This window comes from Agrobacterium sp. (assembly GCF_059499945.1).
This window is the reverse complement of sequence record NZ_JCABZP010000011.1, coordinates 119670-139208: the sequence shown is the minus strand read 5'-3', so window position 1 is coordinate 139208 and position 19539 is coordinate 119670. Positions and strand designations below refer to the sequence as shown.

General features: G+C 59.8%; 13 protein-coding genes. 5 read left to right on the top strand and 8 right to left on the bottom strand.

Annotation, left to right across the window (positions count from 1 at the left end; genetic code table 11):
• Positions 1-5 precede the first annotated feature (5 nt).
• The 6 genes from AC5I5B_RS09645 to AC5I5B_RS09620 all read right to left on the bottom strand — a co-directional run bounded on the left by AC5I5B_RS09645 (position 6) and on the right by AC5I5B_RS09620 (position 7374).
• Complete coding sequence (locus tag AC5I5B_RS09645; protein WP_112958621.1) at positions 6-2000, bottom strand: alpha-glucosidase; 1995 nt, start codon at positions 1998-2000, stop codon at positions 6-8.
• A gap of 11 nt (positions 2001-2011) precedes the next feature.
• Positions 2012-2866 (bottom strand): carbohydrate ABC transporter permease, encoded by an 855-nt coding sequence (locus tag AC5I5B_RS09640; protein ID WP_080866815.1) that lies wholly within the window; start codon positions 2864-2866, stop codon positions 2012-2014.
• A gap of 4 nt (positions 2867-2870) precedes the next feature.
• Positions 2871-3782: a carbohydrate ABC transporter permease gene (locus AC5I5B_RS09635; protein WP_162724176.1), complete on the bottom strand. Its 912-nt coding sequence runs from the start codon at positions 3780-3782 to the stop codon at positions 2871-2873.
• Positions 3783-3956: 174 nt separating this feature from the next.
• On the bottom strand, positions 3957-5207 hold the full coding sequence (locus AC5I5B_RS09630; RefSeq protein WP_112488902.1) for an ABC transporter substrate-binding protein: 1251 nt from the start codon (positions 5205-5207) through the stop codon (positions 3957-3959).
• Between the two features lie 50 nt (positions 5208-5257).
• Positions 5258-6334: an ABC transporter ATP-binding protein gene (locus AC5I5B_RS09625; RefSeq protein ID WP_080866814.1), complete on the bottom strand. Its 1077-nt coding sequence runs from the start codon at positions 6332-6334 to the stop codon at positions 5258-5260.
• Between the two features lie 335 nt (positions 6335-6669).
• Complete coding sequence (locus AC5I5B_RS09620; RefSeq protein ID WP_099087158.1) at positions 6670-7374, bottom strand: GntR family transcriptional regulator; 705 nt, start codon at positions 7372-7374, stop codon at positions 6670-6672.
• Between the two features lie 100 nt (positions 7375-7474).
• On the opposite strand from AC5I5B_RS09620, the gene AC5I5B_RS09615 reads away from it, so the two are divergent.
• The 5 genes from AC5I5B_RS09615 (at position 7475) to AC5I5B_RS09595 (ending at position 14978) form a co-directional block, all read left to right on the top strand.
• A complete protein-coding gene (locus AC5I5B_RS09615; protein ID WP_080864905.1) occupies positions 7475-8632 on the top strand; it encodes an LLM class flavin-dependent oxidoreductase in 1158 nt (385 codons plus the stop codon).
• Positions 8632-9525: an aldo/keto reductase gene (locus tag AC5I5B_RS09610; protein WP_112958623.1), complete on the top strand. Its 894-nt coding sequence runs from the start codon at positions 8632-8634 to the stop codon at positions 9523-9525. The genes AC5I5B_RS09615 and AC5I5B_RS09610 overlap by 1 nt, the downstream gene beginning before the upstream one ends.
• The gene (smoA, locus tag AC5I5B_RS09605; protein ID WP_003506438.1) at positions 9525-10049 is read left to right on the top strand and encodes an NADH-dependent FMN reductase SmoA; all 525 of its coding nucleotides are present in this window, start codon (positions 9525-9527) and stop codon (positions 10047-10049) included. Before AC5I5B_RS09610 ends, smoA begins: the two co-directional genes overlap by 1 nt.
• A gap of 223 nt (positions 10050-10272) precedes the next feature.
• A complete protein-coding gene (locus AC5I5B_RS09600) occupies positions 10273-14397 on the top strand; it encodes an autotransporter domain-containing protein (RefSeq protein WP_236775467.1) in 4125 nt (1374 codons plus the stop codon).
• The gene (locus AC5I5B_RS09595) at positions 14397-14978 is read left to right on the top strand and encodes an invasion associated locus B family protein (RefSeq protein WP_495752617.1); all 582 of its coding nucleotides are present in this window, start codon (positions 14397-14399) and stop codon (positions 14976-14978) included. The genes AC5I5B_RS09600 and AC5I5B_RS09595 overlap by 1 nt, the downstream gene beginning before the upstream one ends.
• Here AC5I5B_RS09595 and AC5I5B_RS09590 read toward each other — a convergent pair.
• Both AC5I5B_RS09590 and AC5I5B_RS09585 read right to left on the bottom strand, forming a co-directional pair.
• Positions 14975-18115 (bottom strand): efflux RND transporter permease subunit, encoded by a 3141-nt coding sequence (locus tag AC5I5B_RS09590; protein WP_112958625.1) that lies wholly within the window; start codon positions 18113-18115, stop codon positions 14975-14977. The two genes, AC5I5B_RS09595 and AC5I5B_RS09590, sit on opposite strands and share 4 nt — an antisense overlap.
• Positions 18112-19389, bottom strand: coding sequence for an efflux RND transporter periplasmic adaptor subunit (locus AC5I5B_RS09585; protein WP_112356375.1), 1278 nt, complete (start codon positions 19387-19389; stop codon positions 18112-18114). Before AC5I5B_RS09585 ends, AC5I5B_RS09590 begins: the two co-directional genes overlap by 4 nt.
• Positions 19390-19539: the final 150 nt, after the last annotated feature.

Genomic DNA, 19539 nt, shown 5'->3' with positions numbered 1-19539 from the left:
ATCGTTCAGCCGATGGTGCGAAGTTTTTCAAACAGCTGCCGCTGGCTGCTATCGGCACGGTAGAATATCGCCGGCTCGCCGAGCGGCGCTTCGACGGTAATGTCTCGTCCGCCGCGATAATGCGCGCCGCTCCACAGATGCACCCATTCGCCGTCGCCCGGAAGATAGAGCGAACGTTGCGTTTCTCCGGCTTTCCAGACCGGTGCGACAAGCATGTCCGCCCCGTAGAGGTAGCAGTCCTGAATTTCGTAGGTCTGCCGGTCATCCTCATAATGCAGGAAGAGGGGGCGTTGCACCGGCAGGCCCGACTCTGCAGCCTCGGCGGAGAGCGACTTCAGATAGGGGGCGAGCGCGACATAGATGGATGTCATACGGGCGAAATGGGCAAGAACCGCCTCATCCTGATCGATCTGCAGATTGTCGCGCGGGCGGTTGCCCTCATGGGTGCGCATGACCGGCGTGAAAGCCGCCATCTCCGTCCAGCGCATGATGAGTTCAGCAGTCCTGACATTGCCGAACAGGCTGGTGTAACCGCCGATGTCCGAGTGGTGATAGGCATTGCCCATAAGGCCGGAGGAAAGCGCGCCGCAGATGACGGTGATCAGGCCGTCGTGACGGGAGAAGTCGACAGACTGGTCGCCGCCCCAGATCAGCGGGCAATGGGCCTGCACGCCCGTGAAGCCGGCCCGCATGAAGAACAGCGCTTCGCCGGTCTTTCCCCGGCTCTCGACGGCCTTCGCATTGACCTCGGCCCAGAGAGTGGGCCAGGCATTGTGCATCAGCTTGGCGTCGACGCCATTGGAAAGCGTGATATCGATCGGCAGATATTCGCCGAAATCGGCCATCCAGCCGGAAAGGCCGAAATCCAGCATATTCCTGCCGATGATCTCCTCGGCGAACCAGTCGGCGGCGGCCGGATTGGTGAAATCGACCACACCGCAATCGAACTCGCCGAAATCCACCAGCGCCGTTTTTCCCTCGGCGTCGGTGGCGAAATAACCAGCCTTTTCGGCGACCGGGAAAAGCGGGCCGTCGACGCAGAGATAGGGGTTCACGTAACCCAGGAAGCGGATGCCCTGATCGGTAAGCTCGGCGATCTTCTGGCGCAGATGCGGATAGCGCGTATCATTCGCCTGCCAGTCCCAGAACAGGCGGGCGCCAAAGGATGTCTGGCGAAGACCCACCCAGTCCTCGCACCAGAGGCCGGACACCTTCGTTCCGGCCGCGCGGATTTTCTCCAGCCGGGCAAAGGAGTTGGCGCCGTCCTTTAACCCGATGATCGCGCCGTTATAGACCCATTCCGGCAATTCCGGCTGGCGTCCGAACCGCAGCGAAAGCGCGGAAACGATATCGGTGAAACTGTCGCCGGCGAAAAACTCGATCCTTTCAGGGATGGCCCAGATTTCGATTTCGTGGAAATCGTCATTGCGGAAATCGAAGACCGAATAGGCGCTCGTTTCCACATGCAGCGCATATTTGCGCGACGAGAGCCAGGTCGGCTGCGGATAGTTGGTGTTGTAATAATCACCGCCCGCCTTGCCGCTGACGTCAGACTTGAAGGTGATTTCGGTTGTCTTGTCGCGGCCGACCCCCGGCTCGGAGGTCCAGAGCGGGAAACGACGGCCGCGCATGTCGAAATAGGACATCTGCTCGCCGCCGCCCCAGACATGCTCGTCCGTTTTCGCAACGATGCGCAGCCAGAGGCGGTTGACGGTTTCATCTAGAGCCGTCAGCCTGATAGCGTTGCCGTCGAGCGTCAGGCGAAGGCGCGGTGCCTGTCCCGGTGAGGATGAGAGCGTGACGCTGTCGCCGTTGACCTCCGCATGGCGCAGGGCGGTTCGCTCGATGACATAGTCTTCGATATCGAAATTGCCGCGATACATATCCATCCGCTCCTTGCCGAAACCGGCGAAGAAGGCCGGATTATCAGACGAATGGGAAAGGATGGTGCGGTTGCCGATCGCGAGTGTGAAGCCGTCTTTGGTCGTTTCGAAATGCATGACTTAACCTTTTAGCCCTTGAGACCACCGGCGGTGAGGCCCGAGACAACCCGTTCCTGGAAAATGACGATCAGGATCGCGACCGGCACGATGCCGACCACCAGCGCCGCCGAAATGACCGGCCAGGGGAAGGCGAATTCACCCTGATACAGCTGGATGCCGACGGGAAGCGTGCGGAGCGCCGGATTGGAATTGAAGGACAGCGCCAGCAGGAACTCATCCCAGGCATTGACGAAGGCGAGGATGCCGGCGGTGAAAACGCCCGGCGCGCAGAGCGGCACGACGACCTTGAAGAGTGCGCCGATGCGGGTGCAGCCGTCGATCATGGCGGCGTTTTCGAGATCGCGCGGAATGCTTTCGAAGAAAGAGACGAGCATCAGCGTGCAGACCGGAAGAGAAAGGACCGTGTAAGGCAGAATCAGTGCCGTCCAGCTGTTGAGCAGGTTCAGCGCGCGCATGATTTCGAACAGCGGCACCAAGAGCGTCACCAGCGGGAAGGTGGAAACGGCGATGATGAGTGAGAGGATCAGCGCCCGGTATTTGAGGTTGAGCCGCGCCAGCGCATAAGCCGCCAGCACCGAAATCAGAATGGTGAGCGCCGTGGAGAGCAGGGCTACCATGAAGCTGTTGAACAGGAAGAGGTGCAGCGGCTGGTCGGAAAAGGCCTGCATGTAGTTAGCAAGCGTCGGGGCATGCGGAAACCACGTGATCGGCTTGACCGTCAGTTCCGCTTCGGTCTTCAGCGAGGTGAAGAGGATCCAGATTGCCGGGAACAAGCCGTTGACCAGCAGGATGGAGGCCGCGATGAAGCGCAGCGGCTTGCCGGAAAAGACGGAGGACAGACCGGAATTTGCAACGGTGCTCATGGGATCAGTCCTTCGTCCTAATGATGCGGAGATAAACGGCGGTAACGCACATGGAGAGCGCAAACATCATGACCGCCAGCGCCGAACCGTAACCGAGATCAAGGAAGGAAACGGTGTTCTGGTGGATATATATGGCAAGCGTCGTGGTGGACGTGCCGGGGCCGCCGCCGGTCATCATGTAAGGAATATCAAAGGTCTGCAGCGCTGTGATCGTACGGAAGATGAGGGCGACGACGATCGAGGGCTTGAGAAGCGGCAGGGTGATTTCGAAGAACTGGCGGACCTTGCCGGCGCCATCCACATCAGCCGCTTCATAGAGCGAGCGTGGAATGGTCTGAAGGCCGGCGAGGATCATCAGCGCCATGAACGACGAAGTTTTCCAGATGATCGTCAGGCAGATGGCCGCAAAGGCCCAGTTCGGCGAGTTGAACCAGATGATGCCTTCAAAGCCCAGCCGGTTCAGAACGTCATTGACCACGCCATATTCGTAATGGAAGAACCATGCGAAGATGAGGCCGGCAAAAGAGAGCGGCAGCGCCCAGGGAATGAGCAGCGACAGGCGCATCGGCCACTGCATGGAGAAGGGGAGGTTGGCGAGCAGCGCCAGCCCTAGGCCCATGAACAGCGCGCCAGGCACGGTGATCAGCGTTATCAGAACCGTATTCCAGGTCGTTTCCCAGAAGATTGGATCGTCAAACATCGCCGTGTAGTTTTCAAAGCCGATGAATTCCGCCGGCAGGCCTGATGTCAGCGACAGGCTGAAAAACGAGGTGTAGACGAGCCGCGCCACCGGATAAACGATGATAAGCGAAAGCAGGATCGCCGCCGGCGCCAGCAGAAGCACGGCCAGCGACCGGTCGCCGAGATCGAGCCACCGCGTCCAGCGCGGCTGCGGTTTCTCGTCCACCCGAACCATGGTTCTATCAGGCATTGTCACGTCTGCCACTCCCGCAACTGGATTCACGTCATCGTCTCCCGATCGGACCGGTTCACATCCGGCCCGTTTATCGCGCCGTTCAGGCGGCGTTATTCCTGTCAGTCGAAACGGCCGGAAAGGGCATGGTTTGCATGCCGCCTTCCGGCCCAAAGCTTAGCGCAGAACGCGCCGCAGACGGCTTTCCATCTGCTTTGCGCCGTCTTCCGGTGTCATCACGCCGGCAAGCACGCCATTGACCGTGGTGCGGATCGTCTCGCTGACCTCGTTGTAACGCGGTGTCACGGGGCGGGCCTTCGCGGTCTCAACGACTGGCAGGGCGTCCGCGAACCAGGGGATCGTCTTGGTCACGTCCGCATCCTTGTAGAGTGCGGCATAGGTGGGCAGAAGGGCGGCGTTGATGGCCATGAACTTCGACACATCCTGACCCGAGAGATACTCCACCAACTTCTTGGCTTCGTCCTGCTGCTTGGAATAGGCGGAAACGCCGAATTCCCAGCCGCCGAGGCAGGTCGTCTGCTCGCCGCCTTTGACGGCGGGCAGGCGGGCGACGCCGACCTTGTCGTTCACCTGCGATTCCTTGCCCTGGAAATGGGTCCAGGCGTAGGACCAGTTGACGGCGAAGAGAACCTTGCCGGCTTGGAATTCCTTGCGGGTATCGTCGGTTGCCACTTCCGAAATGTTCTTCTTGGAAATGCCTTCGTCGACGAAGCTCTTCCACAGCTTCAGCGAATCCACGGCGGCCTTGTTGTCGAAATTCAGCTTGCCGTTTTCAACCAGGGACTTGCCTTCGCTCCAGTAGGGCAGGAGGAAGGTACAGACCGCGCCTTCGATCGCCTTACCCTGGAAGGACAGGCCCTGAAGTTCGGGGTTCTTTTCGCCTTCCATCACCTTCTTGGAAGCTTCCTTCAGCTCGTCCCAGGTGGTCGGCGGCTTGATGCCGTATTTGTCGAGGAGGTCTTTGCGGTAATAAAGGAACATGGAATCGGCGAAGGCGGGCAGCGCCACGATCTTGCCATCCACCGTGTTGGCTTCCGCATAGGTCGGCAGGTAGGCGGACAGGTCCTTGCCGGCAAAATCGCTGGTCCAGCCGGCCGTGGCGAACTGTGCCGGGCGGATGACGTCGAGCATCAGCACGTCGAGGCTGGAATCCTTGGCCGACATGACGGTGTTGAGATATTGCGCCTGCATTTCCGAGGTGTTGCCGCCGGTCTCGATGACCACCTTCACACCCGGCGTCTTGCCCTCATATTGATCAAGCGCCTTGCGCCACACATCCGGCTGATGCTGGCTGGAAACGAAGATTTTCAGTTCGGTATCGGCAAAGGCCTGTCCCGAAAAGGCGAGCATGGTCGCGCAGAGAGCTGCACCCATAAGGGCTTTGCCCCGGATAGCTTTGAATGTCATGTGTTCCTCCCATTATTAAACCCTTGGCCGCAGCATTTTTCGCCGGGCGATCAGTGGATAGAGCGTTCCGTTGCCGCGTCGAAAAGATGGACCTTGGATGGATCGACGCCGATCCGCAGTTCCTCGTTCGGCGTCGGCCGAAGCTGCGGCGGCATGCGTGCGGTCAGCGCCGCATCGCCAAGGCTGAAATGGACGAGCGTGTCCGAGCCCAGCGGTTCCACAACCTGCACCTTGACCGCAAGCTGCGTGTCGAAGCCCTCGACGGGGCCGAAATGTTCCGGGCGAATGCCGACGATGACTTCACGCCCGTCGAGGCCCGTTTCGCGGGATGGCCGGATGGCGGCCATCGGCAGGGAATTGCCATCGGAAAATGCCAGCCGGTCGCCGCTCACCTTTGCGCGGGCGAAATTCATCGCCGGGGCGCCAACGAAACCGCCCACGAAGACGCTTTCCGGCCGGTTATAGACCTCGTCAGGTGTGCCGACCTGCTCGATATCGCCGCCGCGAAGGATGACGATGCGGTCCGCCAGCGTCATGGCCTCCACCTGGTCGTGGGTGACGTAAATGATGGTGGTGCCGAGCTGCTGGTGCAGACGCTTGATTTCCGTGCGCACCTGTCCGCGCAGCTTGGCATCCAGATTGGAAAGCGGCTCGTCGAACAGGAAGACCTGCGGACGGCGCACGATGGCGCGGCCCATGGCCACACGCTGGCGCTGGCCGCCCGAGAGCTGGCCGGGTCGCCGGTCGAGAAGGTGCTCGATGCCGAGCATCCTCGCCGCCTCGTCAATGCTGGCATTGGCCTGCGATGCGCTGACACCGCGCACCTTCAGGCTGAAACCCATGTTTTCGCGCACCGTCTTGTGCGGATAAAGCGCATAGTCCTGAAACACCATGGCGATGTCGCGTTCGCGCGGCGGGAGCCGGTTGACGACACGGTCGCCGATCCTCACCTCGCCGTCTGTAATGCTTTCCAGCCCCGCGACCATGCGCAGCGTCGTGGATTTGCCGCAGCCGGAAGGGCCGACGAACACCACGAATTCTCCATCGTTGATTTCAAGGTCGATGCCCTTGACGATGCGAAGCGCACCGTAACTCTTGTCCAGCTTGCGCAGGCTGACCGAAGCCATATTTTCCTCCTCACGACCGGCGCGTCCAGAATTTGAATGGACGCAATAGCCGGTATCAACCTTCAAATTCCACGCATCGCATCTTCGAAAATCGATCCCGATTGTCTGGCGATATCGTGGGATGGCGAAACGCCTGTCTCCCTGAGGTCGTGATATTACCTTTCATAAAAAGGAAATCAATAGTGTATCAATTTTATTTCTGACAGAAATCAAAAACTATTAACTCATTGATTAAAAGAAATATAACTGCAAAATCAGCCCGACGGCAGGCTGCTGCTTGCTTGCCTCTCGTCAAATTCTTTCATCCATGTGGATCACGCGAAATTTGTGCAATCTCAACGTATGCGTGAAACGTATCGTGCGACGGTATGGTCGAACCAGGTCCATGAAACTTCGGCCACGGCGCCATCCTGCGCCTGGCTGAGGCGCAGAACCCGCGGCACCGAAACGCCGGCTTTCTGGCCGAAAACCTCGGGCGCCCATTCGGGCAGGTCGCCGAGATCGATGCGATCCTCCGCCTTCGATATCCAGAGGTTGAGGCGGGTGCGGTAATAGAGGTAGAGGGATTCCGACATGTTCTCGATGGCGATTGTGTCGACGTAAGAACCATCAAGCCAGATCTCCTCGATGGCTGCGGGTTTGCCGGCGATGCGCCGCAGGCGGCGGATCCTGTGCCCTTCCGCCGATGTGCCGAAAGCGGGCAGGTCAGCGGGCTTGGCAAGGCGCGCCACATCCAGAACCTCCGCCGTCGGCAGGCCGCCGCCTTCGATCAGTTCGAGGCGGAAGAAGGCATAGACGCTTTGCGGATCACTGACGGCGCGGATGTAATTGCCGGAACCCTGCACGCGCTCCAGAAGGCCGCGCTCCTGCAGTTCAGCAAGCGCCTTGCGCAGCGTGCCGACGGCGATACCGAGATCGGCCGCCATATCGCGCTCCGGCGCCAGCTTCTCGCCGTCGATCAACCGGCCCGCCGCCACCTCGCGCACCAGCATTTCGGCGATCTGCATATACATGGGCAGGCTGCCGCCAGTGTGTTTCATATGCCGTTTCCTCCCCCGAAACAAAAATTGATACATCATTGATTTACATATTTCTTGATGTTATGCAAGAAAAACGAGAGCGGCCTTGAGGAGGAATTGCATGACCGTCGTACCCGTTACATCCGCTGATCTCGATGCTGCCGAGGTCTCCTGGTTTTCCGCTTTGTGTTCCGATGACTACGCCTATCTCGGCGTGCCTGACGGCAGCCTGCGCTCCAGCTTCGAGCATTGCTCCGATATCGTCAAAAAAGCCGAAGAACTCGGCTTTCGCAACATTCTCTGCCCTTCGTCCTATCAGGTCGGGCAGGATACGCTGAGCTTCGTCGCCGGCTGTGCGCCGATCAGCGACCGCATCAATTTCCTTGCGGCGATCCGCTGCGGCGAGATGCAGCCGATCATGCTGGCGCGCACGGTTGCCACGCTCGATCACATGCTGAAGGGCCGCCTGACGCTCAACGTCATCAGCTCCGATTTCCCCGGCGAAGTGGCCGACAGCGCCTTCCGTTACAAGCGCAGCCACGAGGTCGTTGAGATTCTGCGTCAGGCCTGGACCCGCGACACCATCGATCATGACGGCGAGATCTACCAGTTCAAGGGTGTGTCGACCGAACCGGCAAGACCCTACCAGCAAAATGGCGGCCCGCTTCTCTATTTCGGTGGTTACTCTCCCGATGCGCTGGAACTCTGCGGCGCACAATGTGACGTCTATCTGATGTGGCCCGAGACGAAGGATCAACTGGCAGACCGCATGCGCGCCGCCAATGAGCGCGCCGCCGCCCATGGACGCACGCTGGATTATGGCCTGCGTGTCCATATGGTCGTGCGCGATACCGAGCAGGAAGCCCGCGAATATGCCGAACATCTGGTCTCGAAGCTGGATGATGAGTATGGCCAGCTGATCCGCAACCGCGCTCATGACAGCGGTTCGCTCGGCGTGTCGCATCAGGCACGAGCCCGCGAACTCGCCGACAAGTTCGGTTATGTCGAACCCAATCTGTGGACCGGCATCGGCCGGGCGCGCTCCGGCTGCGGCGCGGCGCTGGTCGGTTCGACGGATCAGGTTCTTTCGGCGCTGGAGGACTACCAGAAGATGGGTATCCGTGCCTTCATCCTTTCCGGTTATCCGCATCTTGACGAGGCGGAACATTTCGGCACCAAGGTTCTGCCGCAGATGAAAACCTGCTCCCTGCCGCATGCCTACGGCCGGGTGCCTTCTGAAACGCCGACCACGCCGCTCGGCAACGGGGAACGCCACTGATGGAACGCATTGCTCTTTCCGACAAACTCGAACTCAGCCGCATCGTCTACGGCATGTGGCGCATCGGTGACGACGCCGACACTTCACCGGCCCATGTACAGGCGAAGATCGAGGCCTGCCTCGCGCAGGGCATCACCACCATGGATCAGGCCGATATTTACGGCGGATACACGGCGGAAGCCATTCTCGGCGCCGGCCTGAAGGCTGCACCGGGTCTGCGTGACAAGATCGAAATCGTCACCAAATGCGGCATCGTCGCGCCGGCCGGGCGTCACTCAGCCGCGCGCGTCAAGCATTACGATACGACGGCCGGCCACATCAACGCTTCGGTCGAGGCATCGCTTCGCGACATGGGAACGGATCATGTCGACCTCCTTCTCATTCATCGCCCGGATCCGCTGATCGACGCGGAAGAAACCGGCAAGGCGCTCGATGCGCTGGTGGCGTCGGGCAAGGCCAAGGCCGTCGGCGTCTCCAACTTCCGCCCTTGGGACTTTTCCCTGCTGCAATCGGCCATGAGCAACAGGCTGGTGACCAACCAGATCGAGATGAGCCTCCTTGCGACGGATTGCTTCACCAACGGCGATCTCGCCTTCCTGCAGGAAAAGCGCGTTTCTCCGATGGCATGGTCGCCGCTTGGCGGCGGTTCGCTGTTTTCGGGTGCTCATGGTGGCACCATGGCTGCCCTGCAGCGCATCGGCAAGGAACAGGGCGTTGATGCGACGGCTGTCGCGATCGCCTGGCTGCTGCGTCATCCGGCGAAGATCGTGCCGGTGCTCGGCACCAATAATATCGAGCGTATCAGAACCGCGGCCGATGCGCTCCGCGCGACGATGGACCGCCAGACCTGGTTCGAACTCTACACCCTTGCGATTGGAAAAGAGGTGCCGTGATGACAGTGGCAGAGGCGATCAAGATGCCCAATGAGCATGTATTCGTTCCCGGCGGCGAAAACAGCCGCAGCTTTCGCAATGCGCTCGGCGCTTTCACGACAGGCGTGACTGTCGTGACCGCCACCACGCCGGAAGGCCCGATCGGCATGACAGTCAACAGCTTTGCGTCCGTGTCGCTTGATCCGCCGCTGGTGCTCTGGTCACCGGCCAAAAGCTCATCCCGTTATCAGGCCTTCAGCGGTGCGACCCATTTTGCCATCCACGTTCTGAGCGCGGATCAGGACGTGCTGAGCGCCCGCTTTACCCGCAACGGCCGTGCCTTCGACGATCTGGATTGGGAATTGAACGACGAAGGCGTGCCGGTCATCCCTGGAACGCTTGCCCGTTTCGAGTGCCGGCAGGCGGCGGCCCATGATGCGGGCGACCACACCATCATCGTCGGTGAGGTGCTGCGCGCCGCGCATCGTGATGGCGATCCGCTGTGTTTTTCGGGCGGCACCTTCGGTCGCTTCGCCCGGCAATAACGGAACCTTCGGTCATTCCGGAAACTTCGGTATCAGTGATGCCGTTATTATGGAAACACTCCACTTTTCTAAGGAGCGCGCTGGTCGCGCTCCTTTTTTGCGAAGTAAAATAGCATTCTTCGCTTTTTATACTGACGCTGATCTCTTAAACCGGGTTAAGTGGCTGCAAGAGATGATTCGCCGGACCTAACAGGCGAAATGATGCGCCGATGAGGAAAAATTGATGACCGGTGGTTTCTGGCGGGAAGAGGCGTCGAAGGCCGGTTCAGGTTTTAGGCCCGTCCGGCAGTTCTTCTTGCGGGCATCAACGAGCCTCCTTGCGCTGGCGTTGTCCTCCGCCATCGCGCCTGCTGCATTTGCAGAATCCATCGCCTGGGTTGGCTCTTCCTCGGATGACTGGTTCTCGCCAAGTAGCTGGTTTGGGTACACGCGTGTGCCGGGAGCGAACGACCTCGCCGCCATTGACGCTCAAGGCCCGACAATAGCCGCCGGGCGTGTCGCAGAAATCGATGAACTCGGCATTGGCATTACTCTGGATGGGTCGCTGTCAGTGGAGGGCGGCCTTAAGACTTCCAATACAAAACTCGGCAACAAGGATTTGGTCGCGGGCACGTTAAATTTTTCCGGCGGCGATTGGTCGAACAAACATGACATATTTATTGGCGGCGTAGGCATTGGGGAAGTCTCCCTCACCGGCAGCAGGGCGGTCTCCGGTGGGAATTTCTACCTGGGTGGCGGTTCGGGCCATGGTTGGCTCACTCTCGACAATCTATCGAGTTTCGATAATACCGGCACCACTTTTGTCGGTGTCGCGGCGGATGATGACTTTGATCAATTGCAGATTCTGGGCGCAAGCACGTTCAGGACCGGCGGATTTGCGATCGCAGATGGTATGGATTCCGTAGGCACCGTCTCCGTCGAGGGGAACGGGAGCAGCCTTACCGTGTCGCAGGACATGGTGATTGGCCATGGCGGCAACGGGCTTCTGACGATCTCCAGCGGTGGTGTTGTCAAAAGTCTTGCGACCACCATCATCGGCAATCTCGCGACATCGAGCGGAGGTTCGCTGACCGTCAACGGCCGTGGTTCCATTCTGGAAACCTCCGGCCCCTTGATTGTTGGCAATGAAAGCTCGGCAAGTATGTTTATCGGGACGGCGGCAGAGGTTATCAGTGGCGCTGTCGTGATCGGCCGGCATTCGGTCGGTCGGGCCACCGTCACGGGCAGCGATTCCCGGTGGATCACGGGCAATCTGAGTATTGGCGGTGATGAGAACGATCCTGGCGGCGCCATCGGTGATGGTGCAGTTGATGTAATGGCGGGCGCTGCGATCAACAGTGCTTCGGTTCAACTTGGCGCTGTCTCGGGCGCCAGGGGGTCTGCCACTGTTGAAGGCGCGGATTCTGCCTGGACGATCGGAGACGATGGTCTTTCTGTCGGCCTTTCCGGCTCTGGTTCCCTGAGCGTTAAAGCCGGCGGTCATGTCGATTCCGTCAACACGGTTGTCGGGGCAAAAGAGGGGAGTGATGGCTCTATCACGGTTTCCGGGTCTGGAAGCACCTTCAACAACGCCGGTGATCTCGATGTGGGTTGGGAAGGCGACGCTTCGCTGCATGTCGATACCGGCGGCACGGTAACAAGCGACAGCGCAATTGTCGGCACAAAATCGATGATTGCCGCGGTGAACATCAGTGGCGGCGGCTCGACCCTGACGCTCGCAAAGACGCTGATCGTCGGATATGAGAACGCTACCACGGGAGAGGTTTCCGTCACGACCGGCGGCGAAATCCGGGCGAAGGAGCTTTCGATCGGCGAGCTTGGCGGCTCTTCCGGCAAGCTGAGCGTTATCGGAGCGGGTTCGATCGTTACCGTCTCCGTTGACAGCAATCTCGTCAATTCCGGTTCAACCTATGTCGGGTGGCGCGGCGGTGGGAATTTAACGGTGACCGATGCCGGTTCTCTCGGCACAAATCGCCTGTTTGTTGGCACGCAGGCTGGATCAAACGGCTTCCTGCATGTTGGTGGTATTGGCTCGCAGGTTGAGGTCCACGATGCTCTCGTGATCGGTGGAGGCGGCAACGGTTCAGTCGAGGTGACTGGCGGCGGCGCTCTTGCGGCCCACACTATTGTCATCGCGGCGGCGGCAGGTTCCACCGGCGTCTTGAACATAGGCGCCCGCGCGGGATTGACGGCGCGAGCGGCGGGTGAGGTTGACGCTGCGGGAATCGTTTTCGGCGCCGGCAACGGCAGTATCGTTTTCAATCATTCGGAAGCTGATTATAGCCTCTCCGCGAATATTTCTGGGACCGGACGTGTTGTCGCGGAGAATGGTGTCACCACACTCGCAGGCCATAACAGCTACTCCGGCGGCACCACCATATCTGCCGGTACTTTGAAAGGCACGGCGACGAGTTTTGGTTCTGGCCAGATCGCCAACAATGGGCAACTCGTCGTGGATGGGGCCGGCACGCTTTCAAATAGTCTCACCGGTTCCGGTACTGTCGAAAAGACGGGTAGCGGAAATCTCGTTCTTGCCGGCAACAACAGCTATTCCGGTATAACAACGATTTCGGCCGGCACGCTGACTGGAGCGGCAAGAAGCTTCGGCTCGGGCCAGATCGTCAACGATGCGCAGCTCGTTGTGGACGGGGCAGGCACGTTTTCAAATGTCGTCAGCGGCACCGGCACCTTTGAAAAGACTGGCGACGGCAATCTGGTTGTGACCGGCAACAGCACATATTCAGGCGCAACCGAGGTTTCATCGGGCAAGCTCAGCGTCAACGGCTCGCTGGCGAGCGCCGTTTCCGTCCGCAGCGGCGCGACGCTTGGTGGTTCCGGCACCATCGGCGGGCTGACTGTCGCTTCCGGGGGCACGCTGTCGCCCGGCAATTCGATCGGCACCCTGACCTCGACCGGCGATGTGCGATTCTTCAGTGGCTCGACCTATACGGTTGAAATCGACGCGTCCGGCAATTCCGACAGGATTGCCGTCGCCGGTGCTGTCACTATCGATAACAACGTCAAACTCGTTGTCACGCCGCTTGCAAGTCATTCAGCCTATAGTCTCGGCACGCAATATCCGATCCTGACGGCAATGGGCGGTATTGCCGGCACCTTTTCCGGCGTGGACGAGAAATTCGCTTATTTGGTTGTGAGCGTCACAAAGAGCACGGATAACGGCACCGCATATCTCTCCTTTAACCGTGCATCGCCGGATTCCGGGCTGCTTGCCTCTGAGACATCCTCGGAGAATGCCCAAAACGCCGCGAATGCCGTTGAGGCGGCACGGGAAGATCCGGCGCTTTATCAGGCGGCATTGTTTCTGGGGCAAAATGAAACCCAATCCGCCTTTTCGCAGCTTGCCGGCGAGCTGCATCCGTCACTGGCCATGGCATTGATAAATCGCAGCCAGCTGACGCGGGCTGTCATTCTCGAGAGGTTGCGCAGCGCCTTCGACGGCGTGGATGCGCGCGCGATCATGCCCGCCGGCAATGCGACGGGCGGGAGCGGAACGCAGCGTGTGGACGAGGGTTCTCTTACGTTCTGGTCCAATGGATTCGGATCGCGCGGCCGTGTCGACGGCGATAGAAATGGCGCAACGGTTGATATCAAAGGTAAGGGCGTCCTTATCGGTCTGGATGGAGATTTGGATGACGGCGTGCGGGCTGGTGTGGCCGCGGGTTACGGTCACGACAGCATAAGCCAGAAGTCGGCATCGGCGGATGTGGATAGCTATTATGTGGCAGCTTATGCGGGTCTGACGAACGGTCCGGTATCGCTGCGTCTTGGCGCGACCCATGCCTTTCAGGATATCGACACGCGCCGCGCGCTTTCCTTTTCAACATTGCAGGAAAATCTCACGGCCAGCTATGGTGCATCCACAACGCAGGCCTTTGCCGAGGCCGCCTGGCGTTTCGACCTCGATCGCACCGTCATCGAGCCCTATGCCAATGTCAGCTATGTGAACCTGGAGACGGAGGCCTTTGGCGAGAGGGGCGGTGTTGCCGCAGTATCGTCCGGTTCGGCCAGTCATGATCAGCTATACACGACGCTTGGTGCGCGTTTGCGTCAGGATATTTCGTTGGACGACATGTCCGGGCAGGCGACGTTCGATATCGGGTGGCGGCACGCCTATGGTGACCCATCAGTGGTGAGCACATTGTTTTATACCGGCGGCGATGGATTTTCCGTCGCAGGAACAGCGATGACGCAGGATGCTGCGCTGCTTAACCTGGGGCTCAGCTACGATCTCGCTCCTTCCGCCACTTTGACATTCCGTTATGGCGCGGTCTTTGGGGCAGGAGTGCTGGATCAATCCGCTTCGGCCGAACTGGGAGTCCGTTTCTGATGTCGTTCAGACCACACAAGTCGCGGAATGCGGCGCTTGCTGTTGCCGTCTTCGCCGGGGCCATGGCGGGTGACGCCGGTGCGCAGGAAGCCGCGAACCCGGCCGTACCGCTGCATGAAATTCATGGAAGCTGGCAACTTGCCTGTGCGGCACCAGTGAAAAAAGATCCCGCCGATCCGAACACCACGGAGACGGCGCCGGCCAAACCGCTCTGCGCCATTGCGCAGGTGCAGCTTGAGGAAAAAACCCGCAAACTTGTCGTCTCGGTCGAATTCCGGCTTGATGATTCCAAAACGCCGGGACAGCTTTCAGGCACCATCGTCATGCCGTTCGGTCTGGCTGTCACCAAGCTCTTTTCGATAGAATCCGGCAATGTGCGGCTGCAGGAAGTGCAGGTGAGCACCTGCCTTCCTGTCGGCTGTGTCGTGTCTTTCACGCCCTTCGTCGAACTTGTCTCGGCTCTGGAAACAGGCAAGACGCTGACGATCGAAGCCCCGGACCTGCAGGGAAGAACCGTCTCATTCCAGCTGCAGTCGGCAGGTTTTTCCGAGGCGTTGAAGCGCCTCGGAAGCCTGTATTAAGCCGCGACGGAATCGGGCTCTGCGGCGCCTTCCGGCTTTTGCTGTTCAGCATGTTTCTCGGCTGATTTTTTGCGGGAAAATAGACCGGTGAGGAAGTGGCCAAACCTGTCCATTTCCACGAAGATGACAGGCGTGATGAACAGCGTCAGCAATTGCGAGACGATGAGGCCGCCGACCACGGCGATACCGAGCGGCTGGCGCAGTTCCGAACTCGCGCCCGAGCCGAGCGCAATGGGGAGCGCCCCAAGGAGTGCGCAGAAGGTCGTCATCATGATCGGTCGGAACCGGCGCACGCAGGCTTCGTGAATGGCTGTAGCCGGTGGTTCGGCCTTTTCGCGCATCAATTCCACCGCCACGTCGATCATCATGATCGCGTTTTTCTTGACGATGCCGATCAGCATCAGCAGGCCGATCAGCGCGATGATCGAGAAATCCATGCCCATCACCTTCAGCGCCACCAGCGCGCCGAAGGCCGCCGCCGGCAGGCCGGAGAGGATGGTCAGCGGGTGGATGAAGCTTTCGTAGAGCACGCCGAGAACCACATAGATGGTCAGCACCGCCGCCAGAATGAGAATGCCGGTATTGCCCTGGCTCTGCTGGAAGATCGCCGCCGTGCCGCCATAGCTGGTGAAGACATCCTGCGGCAGGCCTATCGTGCTCTTGATCTGATCGATCCGGCTTGTGGCATCGGAAAGCGCCACGCCGTCAGGCAGGTTGAAGGAAATCGTCGTGGAGACGAGCTGGCCCGTCTGGTTGATGGTCACAGGCGCCTGTGTGCGGGTGAGGGTGGCGAAGTTTGAAAGCGGAACCAGAACGCCCGATTTTGCGGAGAGAATGTTGATATCGCTGAGGAAATCATCGTTCCACGGTTTGGAGCTGTCGAATTCCACGATAACGTCGTAGCTGTCGCCGGTGGACTGGATCTGCGCCGCCGTATAACCGCCAAAAGACATTTCCAGCGTCTTGCGCAGCTGGTCATTGGTGATGCCGAAGGCGGCCGCCTTTTCCGGATCGACGGAAATCGTTGCGGCGATCGCTCCATTCTGGGCATCCGAGGTAACTGACGTGAAGGTGTGATCGCGGCGCATCGCCTCCATCAGCTTGTTCGACCATTCATTGGTCGTGTCGGCATTCAGGCCCTGAACGACGAGCTGGTATTGGCTGGCGGAGCTGCGCCCGCCGAAACGCAGGCTCTGCTGCGGATTGATATAGGTGCGGATGCCCGCCACTTTCGATGTGGCCTGCCCAAGTTCCGTGAGCACCTGGCTCAGCGGCGCACGCTCTTCCTTCGGCTTCAGTTCCACGAACATCGAGCCGTTGTTCAGCGGGTTACGGGAATTGCCGCCCACAATGGAGGTGACGTGCACCACGGCCGGATTCTTGCGGATCTGATCGGCGACCTGAGCCTGCAGGTCACGCATCGCCGTGTAGGAAATATCCTCACGCGCCTGTGTCGAGACCGAAAGACGGCCAATATCTTCCTGGGGGAAGAAGCTGGAGGGCAGGGTTTCGAAGAGATAAAGCGATGCCGCGACCGAGGCGAGAAATGACGCCAAAACGATGCGGCGATGGGAAAGGCACCAGCCGACGGCGCGACCATAGGCGCGTAGCGTACGTTCGAAACCCGCATCGAACCAGCGGATGATCGCCGGTGGTCTGGAGGAATGGCCGGAGAGGCGTGAAGCGAGCATCGGCGTCACCGTCAGCGACACCAGTGCCGAGGCCATGATCGCCAGCGTGACGACCATGCCGAACTCGTTAAAGAGCCTGCCGATGACGCCGCCCATCAACAAGATGGGAATGAAGACGGCAACCAGCGAGATGGACATGGACAGAATGGTGCTGCTGACCTCTGCCGCGCCCTGAAGGGCGGCTTCCCGCATGGGCAGGCCTTTTTCATGCAGGCGCAGGATGTTTTCCAGCATGACGATGGCATCGTCCACCACCAGCCCCACGGACAGGGTTAGTCCGAGCAGTGAAATATTGTCGATGCTGTAACCCAGGACATACATCATGCCGAAGGCGGTGATGAGCGACAGAGGCACGGCAAGCCCCGGAATGATGGTTGCCGTCAGGTGTCCGGTGAAGAGATAAATGACAGCCACCACCAGCCCGATGGTGAGGAACAGCGTGAACTGCACGTCCGAGATTGCGTCCTTGATCGCAGTCGAGGCATCATTCATGACGTTGATATTGACTGAAGGCGGTAATTGCTGGTGAAGCGCCGGAAGCTTGGCCTTGATCGCGTCAACAACCTCGACTGTATTGGCATCCGGTTGACGCTGCACGGCGAGAATGATGGCCTGTTCGCCATCGAACCAGCTGCCGGCATTGGTGTTGTCGATGCTGTCGGTGACATTGGCGATATCACCGAGGTGAATCCTTGCGCCGTTGGTCGTTGAAACGACCAGCGAGCGGAACGCCTCGGCATTGGTGCGTTGCGTGTCCGCCTCGATCGTCAGGCGTTGATTTTCGTTTTGCAGGGCGCCGACAGGCACCTGATTGTTGGCTTGAGCGATGGCCGTGGTGACGGTGTCGACACCGAGGCCTCTTGCCTGAAGCTGCGTCGGATCAAGGCCGATGCGCACGGCGTAGGTCTGAGAGCCATAAATACTGACCTGCGCGACGCCCGAAATGGTGGAAAGAAGTGGCGAGATGATGTTTTCGGCGATTTCGTCCACTTTGCTGGTGGGCATTTCCTTGCTGTTGACAGCGAGCAGCAGCAGCGGCGCATCGGCCGGGTTGGTTTTGCGATAGCTCGGCGTCGTCGTCATGTTGCTCGGCAACTGCCGCTGCGCGCGCGAGATTGCCGCCTGCACATCGGCGGCCGCAGCATCGATATCGCGGTTGAGATCAAACTGCAGCACGATCGAGCTGTTGCCGAGCGTGTTGGTGGCGCTGATTTCGCTGACGCCGGGAATGGTTTCGAACTGCTTCACCAGCGGCGTGGTGACCGAGGTGGCCATGGTTTGCGGCGAAGCGCCTGACAGCGATGACGAGACATTGATCGTCGGAAAGTCCACTTTCGGCAGGGCGGCAACGGGCAGCAGGCGGAAGCCGGCGAGCCCTGCCAGTATCAGGCCTATGGCAAGAAGCGTGGTGGCAACGGGCCGGTTGATGCAGAAATTCGGGATCATTGGCCGCCAACCTTTTCCTGCGGAATATTGGCGGCCAGATTACCGGCCGCGCCGCCCTTGTCGGAAAATTGCTCGACGACGAGCTGGCCATCGGCAAGTTCCGATTGGCCCTCGACGATTATATGCTCACCGCCGTTCAGGCCGCTCGCGATGGCCGTGAGATCGCCATTCGAACGGGCGACTTCCACCGGCGTCATATGGGCATGATGGTCGCTATCGACGGTATAGACGAAATTGCCCTTCGGACCGGGCCGCACGGCGACCGTCGGCACGACGATCATCTCCTCATCCGAAACAAAATGAGCCGTGACGTTGACGGACTGGCCGGGCCATAAAAGACCGCGATCATTCTTGAATTCCGCCTTGGCCAGCACGGTGCCGGAGGTCTGGTCCACCGTATTGTCGTAGAACCGCAGCACACCGCTCATCGGCTCGCCACCCGTTGCCGCCGGATCGACATCAACAGCGGTGTCTTTTGTCACGCCTTCACGCAGTTGCGGCAGATAGCGTTGCGAAAGCCGGAAACTGACCGAGATCGGATCGTATTTGGTGATTGTCACGATATTGACGCCTGCGCTGAGATAGGCGCCGGGGCTGACAGTGATGTCGCCGAGCCGTCCGTCGAAAGGCGCGCGGATTTCCATATGCTCGAGCGTCACCTGATCTGAGGCGAGCGTTGCCTTGTCGGCATCGATCTTGGCGCTGGCGCTGTCGCGCGCTGCCCTGGCCTGATCCAGCACCTGTTGCGATTCCGCGCTTTGCTTGACCAGATTGGCGGCGCGCTGGAAGGCTGCCTCCGTCTGCTCAAGCGTTGCCTGATCAGCTGCGATATTGGCTTTGTCCTTGTCGACGGCGGCGCGGGCGATGCGATCGTCCATCTTGAGGATCAGATCGCCTGCCTCGATGTGCTGGCCATCCTTCGCCTCGATTTCGGTAACGAGGCCGGCCTGAAGCGGCGCGATATTGGTGATGTCGGCCGCAACCGCCCAGCCCGTCGCCGTTGCATCCATCGGCAGCGTCGCCTTGCTGACGGCGATGGTGCTGACGGTGGGTGGCCCGCCATTGCGTCGCCCTCCACCCTGTCTTTGTCCCTGCTGTCGGGCTGGCTGGCCGCTCTGGGCCGATTGTGCCGCCGGTTCGGTGTTCGCCTGCTGCGAAACGCTGGCGAATTGTTTAAGGTAAGGAACTTGGTCGAGCGGCAAGCGATCCCTAAAATACCAGGTACCGGCGGCTGCAATGGCAAGAACGCTGAGGGCGGTCCAGAAACGTTTCATCTGACGATTCCGCGTAATGAGAGCGATACATGTTTCCCGAACATGTGCGGTAAGCCTTGGGAGCAGCTCTCCCCCACAAGACACCCAATGCGCTGCGAAATCACCTTAAACTTTTGTAATGGCGGCGACAATGACCGTCGCTATATGCGT